The organism is Streptomyces sp. NPDC048734 (genome assembly GCF_043198675.1).
GTDB lineage: Bacteria > Actinomycetota > Actinomycetes > Streptomycetales > Streptomycetaceae > Streptomyces.
In genome coordinates this window covers 490037-498804 of record NZ_JBICUZ010000006.1, presented here as the reverse complement: position 1 = coordinate 498804, position 8768 = coordinate 490037, and the positions used below count along the sequence as shown (strand labels likewise).

Sequence of the window (8768 nt, the reverse complement as noted above, 5' to 3'; positions counted from 1 at the left end):
TTTTGGCACGCTGTTGAGTTCTCAAGGAACGGACGCTTCCTTCGTACTCACCCGAGAGACTCTCTCAGGCTTTCCTCCGGGCGCTTCCCTTCGGTGTCTCCAACTCTACCAGTCATTTTCCGTCCCCCTGACCGCCGTCCCGCAGGCATGCGAGAGATGATCAAAAGCTAGGATCTGACAAGTTGGATGCTGATCGTTTAAGTGCGCTCGTCGGCTTCACTCACCCTCAATCAGGAGTACGACTGTACACGGGGCCGCGGAGCGCGTGCAAATCGATTAGGCTAGTGGTCTAGACCACGGATCGGGATCACTCGTGCGGAACCGGTACTTCATATGACATACCCTGCTGCACAGTGCGCCGTCCGGGACTGGCAGTGACGGCCCATATACATCTCCATCCCCGGGAGGCTTCCCATGACCACCGTGACGTCCCCGTTGGCAGGACGCGCCATCGGACTGGCATCAGTGCCCGATCCGGTCTTCTCCGGGGCCATGGTCGGCCCCGGCACGGCCATCGACCCGGTGCGTGAGCCATCCGAGGCCGTGTCACCCGTGGACGGAGTCATCGTCTCCCTTCACCCGCACGCCTTCGTGGTGGTCGACGCCGAGGGGCACGGTGTGCTCACTCATCTCGGTATCGACACCGTGCAGCTGAACGGCGAAGGCTTCGAACTGCTCGTGAACAAGGGCGACACGGTGACCCGCGGGCAGGGCATCGTGCGATGGGATCCCGTCGCGGTCGAAAAGGCCGGCAAGTCCCCTGTGTGCCCCGTCGTGGCCCTGGAGGCCACCGCCGACGCCCTCGGTGATCTCCACGAGGACGGCGACGTGAAGACTGGCGACGTTCTCTTTTCCTGGCGCTGAGCCGAGGCCGTCGTATCCATGACGGCACATGGGACAACCACCGCGGCGGCGGGGCCCGCCGCACTACCGGAGACGGGTGAGATGGAGACAACGCTGCGAGGCGTCGGCGTGAGCCACGGTGTGGCGATCGGCGAGGTTCGGCACATGGGAACGGCGGTCCTCGAACCGCCCGCCAAGCAGATCCCGGCCGAGGAGGCGGAGCGCGAACAGGGGCGCGCCCGCCAGGCCGTGGACGCTGTGGCCGCCGATCTGATGGCGCGCGGCAATCTGGCGGGGGGCGAGGCCCAGGCGGTGCTCGAAGCCCAGGCCATGATGGCCCAGGACCCGGAACTGATGGCGGACGTGGAACGGCGTATCGCCGTCGGCAGTACGGCCGAGCGCGCTGTGTACGACGCGTTCGCCGCGTACCGCGAGCTGCTGGCGAACGCCGGGGAGTACCTCGCCGGCCGCGTGGCCGACCTCGACGACGTGCGGAACCGTATCGTCGCCCGTCTGCTGGGGGTCCCGATGCCGGGTGTCCCGGACAGCGACGAGCCGTACGTGCTGGTGGCGCGGGATCTCGCGCCGGCCGACACCGCGCTGCTGGATCCGACGTTGGTGCTCGGGTTCGTGACCGAGGAAGGCGGGCCGACCAGCCACAGCGCGATTCTGGCGCGGGCTCTGGGAGTGCCGGCCGTCGTGGCGCTGCCAGGTGCCGGTGAGCTCACCGAGGGGACGGTCATCGCCGTCGACGGCAGCACCGGCGAGATCTTCGTGAACCCGACCGAGGACAAGAAGGCGCAGCTCGAAGCGTCGGCGGCGGAGCGGAAGGCGGCGCTGTCCGCCTCGACGGGACCGGGTGCCACCGCGGACGGACACAAGGTGCCGTTGCTGGCGAACGTCGGTGGTCCGGCCGATGTGCCGGCTGCTGTCGAGGCCGGCGCCGAGGGTGTCGGTCTGTTCCGTACCGAGTTCCTCTTCCTCGACGACAGCAAGAAGGCTCCGTCGGAGGAGAAGCAGGTCGCGGCGTACCGGCAGGTGCTGGAGGCGTTTCCGGAGGGGCGCGTCGTGGTGCGGGTGCTGGATGCCGGCGCCGACAAGCCGCTGGACTTCCTGACCCCGGCGGACGAGCCGAATCCGGCTCTGGGCGTACGGGGTCTGCGGACGCTCCTCGACCACCCCGATGTGCTGCGCACGCAGCTGTCGGCGCTGGCGAAGGCTGCGGAAGGGCTGCCGGTCCACCTCGAGGTGATGGCCCCGATGGTCGCGGACCGTGCCGATGCGAAGGCGTTCGCCGACGCGTGCCGTGCGGCCGGGCTCAGGGCGAAGTTCGGCGCGATGGTGGAGATCCCGTCGGCCGCTCTGCGGGCGCGCTCGATTCTGCAGGAGGTCGAGTTCCTGTCCCTGGGGACGAACGACCTCGCGCAGTACACCTTCGCCGCGGACCGTCAGGTGGGCGCGGTGTCGCGGCTCCAGGATCCGTGGCAGCCCGCGCTGCTCGACCTGGTCGCGCTGTCCGCCGAGGCGGCCGAGGCGGAGGGCAGGAGTTGCGGGGTCTGCGGTGAGGCCGCGGCCGACCCGCTGCTCGCATGTGTGCTGACGGGTCTGGGTGTCACCTCCCTGTCGATGGGATCGGCGTCGATTCCGTATGTGCGTGCGACGCTCGCGAAGTACACGCTCGCGCAGTGTGAGCGGGCGGCGGCCGCCGCCCGTGCGACCGACAGTGCCGAGGGTGCGCGCGAGGCCGCGAGGGCGGTGCTGTCCGGCGAGTAGTCGGCGGTACCGTGTTCGGCCGGTGAGGAGGGGCGCTCCGCTTGTGTCGCGGAGTGCCCCTCCGGCGTGTCAGTGGTGGTGGCCCGGGGCCGGCCCGCACTGTCCGTCCTCGCTGAGGTCCGGCGGTGCGCAGTAGTCGACGTCGGACTCGGGCGCGATGAGGTCGCCGGATTCGGCGTCGGTGCAGTAGGCGTCGAAGACCTCACCGGCGGTCAGCGGTTCCAGTCCCTCGCCTCGCAGCCGCCAGCCGTACACGCGGTCGGGGCTGCCGGCGGAGCTGGTGCGCATGACCAGTCCGCCGGGGCTCCGGGTGGCGACGCCGAGGGCGAGGACTGTCGTGAATTCGAGGGCCTCGGCCTCGTCGAGCGGGGTGGTGCCGTCGGCTGCCTCGTCCGCGTGGAGGACGGCGACCAGGGTCTCGGGCGTGCCGGTGACGCTGCACACGAGGTGGCGGTCCCCGGGTGGTGCCGTGTCGAGGATGCGGGCGAGCAGGTCGGAGGCCCGGCTGAAGGCCGCGCGGCCGATGTCCTCGCCGCAGGTCGCGCATGCTCCGAGGCGGGCCAGGAGAGTGGCCGCGTATTCCCAGGTCGCTTGCCGGACTGCTTCCTCGACCAGTGCGGGTACCAGGTCGGCCAGCGGCTGGCCCTCGTACGGGAGGGTGGGACCGGTGGTGGCGAGTTCGGCCGTGAAGCGCGTGCGGTGAGCGGGGTTGTCGGGGTCGAGGCCCTTCGCCGCGCAGAAGTCGGCGTACTCCTGGGGGTCGAAGAGGGCGACGGTGGTGTGGGTGCCCTGGAGGGCGCGCGTTTTGAGGAGGTCCTCGACCTGTCGGAGATAGGTGGTGTGGTCGTCGAAGGTGAAGGTGCGATAGCGGCGCATGGCCCGGAAGTCGTGTTCGTCGGTGAGCAGGCCGATGGTGCCGGCGATCTCGCGGCGCAGGACGCGTCGCATGGTCCAGTGGTCGGTGTGTGCCGTCATGGCTCCCCCTGTGTGTAGGCAGTCGATCAATGCTCACTCACAGTAATCGCCGACACTGACAACGGGCCCTGATCTGCGGTTTTGGTGTGGTCAGGCTCGTTCGCGGGCGAGGTCCTCGTAGAAGTGCAGGAGGTCGAGGTTGTCGATGGAGCCCGGGTTGACCGCTTTTTCCAGGGGCGTGCCCTGGAGGAGGCGCTTGACGGGGACCTCGATGCGTTTCCCGGTGAGGGTGTGCGGCACTCCGGGGACCTCGATGACCTCGTCGGGGACGTGGCGTGGCGAGAGTTCCTCGCGGATGGTCCGCTTGATGCGGTCGAGGAGCGCCTGGTCGAGGACGGCTCCCGGTGCCAGGTGGACGAAGAGGGGCATCCAGTAGCCGCCGTCGGACTGTTCGATGCCGATGACGAGGGACTCCTTGATCTCGGGCAGCCGCTCCACCGCTTCGTAGATGTCGGCCGAGCCCATGCGGACTCCCTGGCGGTTGAGTGTGGAGTCGGATCGGCCGTGGATGACGACGGTGCCTCGCGAGCTGAGGGTGATCCAGTCTCCGTGACGCCATGCACCGGGGTAGGTGTCGAAGTAGCTGTCGTGGTAGCGGCTGCCGTCGGGGTCGTTCCAGAAGTACACCGGCATCGACGGCATGGGATTGGTGACGACGAGTTCACCGACCTCGTCGACGACGGGTCGGCCGCTCGGGTCCCAGGCCTGGAGGTCGGTGCCGAGGCAGGGTGCCTGGAGTTCGCCGGTGTACACGGGCAGAGTGGGGACGGCTCCCGCGAAGCAGGAGCAGACGTCCGTGCCGCCGCTGACGGAGGCGATCCACAGGTCGTCGCGGACCTCCTCGTGCAGCCAGCGGAAGCCGTCGGGCGGCAGCGGCGAGCCGGTGGTGGCGACGCAACGGACCTTGGAGAGGTCGAAATCGCGGCCCGGGTGCACGTCGGCTTTGCGGCAGGCCATCACGTAGGCCGCCGACGTTCCGTAGAGGGTGGCGCCGGTGCGTTCGGCGATGCGCCACTGGGCTCCGGTGTCGGGGTGGCCGGGGCTGCCGTCGTAGAGGACGACCGTCGTTCCGGTGAGGAGGCCGGAGACGAGGAAGTTCCACATCATCCAGCCGGTCGAGGTGTACCAGAAGAAGCGGTCTCCGGGGCCCAGGTCGCAGTGCAGACCGAGTTGCTTGAGGTGTTCGACGAGGATGCCGCCCTGGGACTGGACGATGGCCTTGGGCAGACCGGTCGTGCCCGAGGAGTAGAGCACCCACAGGGGGTGGTCGAACGGAACCTGTTCGAAGGTGGGTTCCTGGTCGGAGGCGGTCAGGGCCGACCAGTCCAGGGCCCCCTCGGGGGTCTCGGTGCCGAGGAGGGGGATGTGGACGACGGCACGCAGGCTGGGCAGTTCGCGGCGGAGTTCGGCGACGGCGGCGCGGCGGTCGTGTTCCTTGCCGCCGTAGCGGTAACCGTCGACGGTGAAGAGGACGACCGGCTCGACCTGCTGGAAGCGGTCGAGGACGCTGCGGGCGCCGAAGTCGGGGGCGCAGGAGGTCCAGACGCCGCCGACGGCGGCCGTGGCGAGGAGCGCGACGACGGCCTGGGGGATGTTCGGGAGGTAGGCGCTGACGCGGTCTCCGGGGCGGACGCCGAGTCGGCGCAGTTCCGCGGCGAGGGAGCCGACCTGCCGGCTCAGTTCCGACCAGGTCACCGGTCGGGGTTCGTGGGTCTCGTCGACGTGCAGGAGGGCTGGTTCGTCCGGGCGGCCGGCGGCGGCGCGCAGCGCGTGCTCGGCGTAGTTCAGGGTGGCGCCGGGGAACCATTCGGCGCCGGGCATGGCTCGGTCGCCCAGGACGCGCGTGAAGGGCGTCGAGAAGCGTACGTCGAACCACTCCGTGACGGCTTTCCAGAACGTTTCCAGTTCATCGACGGACCAGCGGTGCAGGGCCGGGTAGCCGCCTTCGGACGGGGCTCCGTGGCGTTCGGCCGCCCAGGTCTGGAATCTGGTGACCTGGGCCTCGGCGGTGCGCTGCGGATCGGGCCGCCAGAGCGGCTCGGGGTTCACGGTCGGCATGGGGCGGCTCCCGGACTGTGCGCGTCGTGTGCGTCGCTCGCGCACGTGCTGGGGTTTGCGCGTGACGCGGCTGACACGGACGATGCCATGTGATCGACTTCCACACCAGGGTGTGTCCCACACAGTCCGTGTCGTGAAGATGTGGGTCCGGCACAGGTGAACGGCAGTTGAACGACACGCGCGCGTGGTGCCGTCAGTGACAGGGTGAGCGACATGGACGGTCGTGACCTGGTGCGTTCGATGAAGATGGTCGGTTCCGCGGGGACCGCAGGGGGGTTGCGCACTGTGCGGGCGGCGTGGCGTCGGCGGCGTGCCGACGCCCTGGCGTTGCCCGCGCGGGGCGTCGAGCGCGCGCGGGTGCCGGGGGTGGTGCGGGACGTGGAGCCGGGGCCCGGCGGTGGGACGATCCGGTTCAGCCGCTCCGAGCTGACGGTCCGGGTGGCGGTGAACGGTGCCGTCTTCTGGGGCTGGGACGGGGCCGGGCCGGAGCCGTCGTACGCGCTGGCCGGGCGCTGCCCCGAGGCCGATCCGCGGGCGGTGCTGGAACCGGACAAGGACGGCGGCTGGCGGGTGGTGGCGGAACGGGTGACCGTCGCGGTCTCGCGGCACGGGGCCGTCGAGGTGCGGACGCCGGGTGGCGTGGCGCTGCGGCGGGAGCTGCCGCCGCGGTGGTGGGAGCCGGCGGACGGGGGTCCGGGGCGCTGGATGCAGCGGTCGGAGGTGTCGGCGGACGCCCGCTTCTTCGGGCTGGGCGGTCGGGCGGCCGGGCCCCGTCTGCGTGCGGGGACCTACCGGTTGTGGAACACCGATCCGGGGCGTGCGTTCGATCAGGGCGACGATCCGCTGTACCTGACGATGCCGGTGCAACTGGTGGTGGCCGACGCGGCCACGCATCTGGCGTTCCACGACACGTCCTGGGACGGCTCGGTGAGGTTGCGCGAGGGCGAGGAAGGGGCAGGCTCCGGGCACGACCGGCCCGGGATGTCCGAGCTGCGGATGGACGGCGGCCCACTGCGCTGCTGGGTGGTGGTGGGAACCCCCGCGCGCGTACTGCTCGCCTGGGCCTCGCTCACCGGCGCGCCGGCGGTGCCGCCCGCCTGGGCTCTCGGGCACCATCACGCGCGGGGCTTCGGCGACGAGCAGGAGGTGCGGCGCGTCGTGGCCGGCTACCAGGAGCGCGGCCTGCCGCTCGACGTGGTCCATCTCGGCGTCGGCTCCTTGGACGACCATCAGGTGTTCGCCGTCGACCAGGAGCGTTTCCCGAAGCCGGCGGTGCTCGCCGAGGAGCTGCGGCAGGACGGGGTCCGCCTGGTGTCGGTCGTCGGTCCTGCCGTGCGGGCCGTGCCGGGCGGCGCGGTCCACGACAGCGGGGTCGCCGCGGACGCGTTCGTGCGGGACGCCTCGGGGCGGATCGTGGAGGGCGTGGCGCGGGCCTGCGATTCGGTGTACCCGGACTTCACGCACGCGCGTGTGCGGCGCTGGTGGGGTGAGCTGTACGCGGAGGGGGTCGCTCAGGGTTTCTCGGGTTTCTGGCACGACATGAACGAGCCCACGTCGTTCACCGCCTTCGGGGAGGCGACGCTCCCCAGGTCGGCGCGGCACGCTCTGGAGGGCCGGGGGGGCGATCATCGCGAGGCGCACAACGTGTACGGGTTGTGCATGGCGCAGGCGGGCTACGAAGGACTGCGGGAGCTGCTTCCCGAGGAGCGCCCGTTCGTGTTCTCGCGCTCCGGCTGGGCGGGGCTCCAGCGCTACGGCGGTACCTGGTCCGGTGACGTCGCCGCGGGCTGGCCGGGGCTGCGGGTGTCGCTGTCGCTGGTGCTGGGGCTCGGGCTGTGCGGGGTGCCGTACTCGGGACCGGACGTCGGCGGGTTCGACGGCGGCCCGTCTCCGGAGTTGTATCTGCGGTGGTTGCAGCTGGGTTCCTACCTGCCGTTGTTCCGTACGCGTGCGGCTCCCCGGGCGGGGCTCGGGGAGCCGTGGGAGTTCGGCCCCGAGGTGCTGGAGCACGCGCGCGTGGCGCTCGTCGAGCGTCGGCGGCTGCTGCCGTACTTCGTGACGCTGGCGCACCTGGCCCGGCGGACGGGGGCTCCCTATGTGCGGCCGCTGTGGTGGGGTGCCCCGGAGGACCGGGCGTTGCGCGACTGCGAGGACGCCTTCCTGCTCGGTGACTGCCTGCTCGTGGCGCCGGTGCTGGACCCGGGCGCGGACCGGCGGGCCGTGCAGTTGCCGCGGGGCCTTTGGTACGACACGGCGACGGGAAGGCGGTACGCGGGGCCTGGGCAGGTTCTCGTCGACGCGCCCTTGGGGCGGATACCGGTGCTCGCGCGCGCGGGTGCGGTCATGCCCGTGCGGGGGGAGGACGGCGGGCTGGAACTGGAGGTGTGGGCGCCGGCCCCGGGAGGGACGGGGGGCGGGCTGGTGGTGCGGGACGCGGGCGACGGCTGGAACGAGCCCGAGGTCGAGCGGTACGTCGCCCGCTGGGGCGTCGGCCGAGAGGTCGTCGTGGAGCGGGAGGGTGAGGACGGTGTGCGTGAGCCGTCCGACCCCGTGCGCGTACGCGGGCTCGGCCGGTCGGCTCAGATGTAGCGGCCCTCGAAGAACGCCCGTACGGCGATCGTGTGCAGCGGGAAGGCCAGCTCCTCCGGCCTGTGCAGGAGGTGCCAGCCTTCCGTCTCGTCGGTGGCGGCGGACGTCGGCAGCCGGTCCGCGGGGCGTTCCGGCAGGAGCCCGAACAGCAGGAGGTGGCCGTCGGGCGAGCTCATCGCGTCGGCGAGGCGTACGTCGCGGCTCGCGGCGTCGATGCCCGTCTCCTCGTCGAGTTCCCGGACGACGGCCTGCTTCCAGTCCTCCTGGTGGTCGACGTAGCCGCCGGGCAGGGCGATGCCTCCGCGCGCGGGGGCGATGGTTCGGGTGATGACGACGAGGGCGGTGCCCTTCGTGTCGTACACGGGCTGGAGCGCGATCGCGACCGGCAGGGGGTTGCGGTAGGCGACGGCGGCGCAGGCCGGGCAGGTGCGGGGCCAGCCGGTGAGGCCCTCTCCATAAGGCGCTCCGCAGCCCGAACAGTGGGAATCGGGCACGGAGTTGGAAGTGGAGTGCTGAGTTTCGGACACGCG

The 8768-nt window shown here is 71.1% G+C and carries 6 protein-coding genes; 3 read left to right on the top strand and 3 right to left on the bottom strand.

The annotated features are described in order from the left end of the window. The first annotated feature begins 414 nt into the window (after nt 1-414). Nucleotides 415-864 (top strand): PTS glucose transporter subunit IIA, encoded by a 450-nt coding sequence (locus ACGFQC_RS19425; protein ID WP_363091456.1) that lies wholly within the window; start codon nt 415-417, stop codon nt 862-864. Nucleotides 865-945: 81 nt separating this feature from the next. Then, the gene (gene ptsP, locus ACGFQC_RS19420; RefSeq protein ID WP_363091455.1) at nt 946-2616 is read left to right on the top strand and encodes a phosphoenolpyruvate--protein phosphotransferase; all 1671 of its coding nucleotides are present in this window, start codon (nt 946-948) and stop codon (nt 2614-2616) included. Nucleotides 2617-2685: 69 nt separating this feature from the next. Here the strand turns inward: ptsP and ACGFQC_RS19415 are convergent, their stop codons facing one another. Next, entirely contained in the window at nt 2686-3591 is a 906-nt protein-coding gene (locus ACGFQC_RS19415) for a hypothetical protein (RefSeq protein ID WP_363091454.1), read from the bottom strand. A 90-nt stretch (nt 3592-3681) separates the two neighbouring features. Beyond that, the gene (locus ACGFQC_RS19410; protein WP_363091453.1) at nt 3682-5649 is read right to left on the bottom strand and encodes an acetoacetate--CoA ligase; all 1968 of its coding nucleotides are present in this window, start codon (nt 5647-5649) and stop codon (nt 3682-3684) included. 213 nt (nt 5650-5862) lie between these two features. On the opposite strand from ACGFQC_RS19410, the gene ACGFQC_RS19405 reads away from it, so the two are divergent. Then, nucleotides 5863-8238 (top strand): glycoside hydrolase family 31 protein, encoded by a 2376-nt coding sequence (locus tag ACGFQC_RS19405; RefSeq protein ID WP_363091452.1) that lies wholly within the window; start codon nt 5863-5865, stop codon nt 8236-8238. Here ACGFQC_RS19405 and ACGFQC_RS19400 read toward each other — a convergent pair. Further along, nucleotides 8229-8765, bottom strand: coding sequence for an NUDIX domain-containing protein (locus tag ACGFQC_RS19400; protein ID WP_363091451.1), 537 nt, complete (start codon nt 8763-8765; stop codon nt 8229-8231). The two genes, ACGFQC_RS19405 and ACGFQC_RS19400, sit on opposite strands and share 10 nt — an antisense overlap. Between the last annotated feature and the right edge of the window lie 3 nt (nt 8766-8768).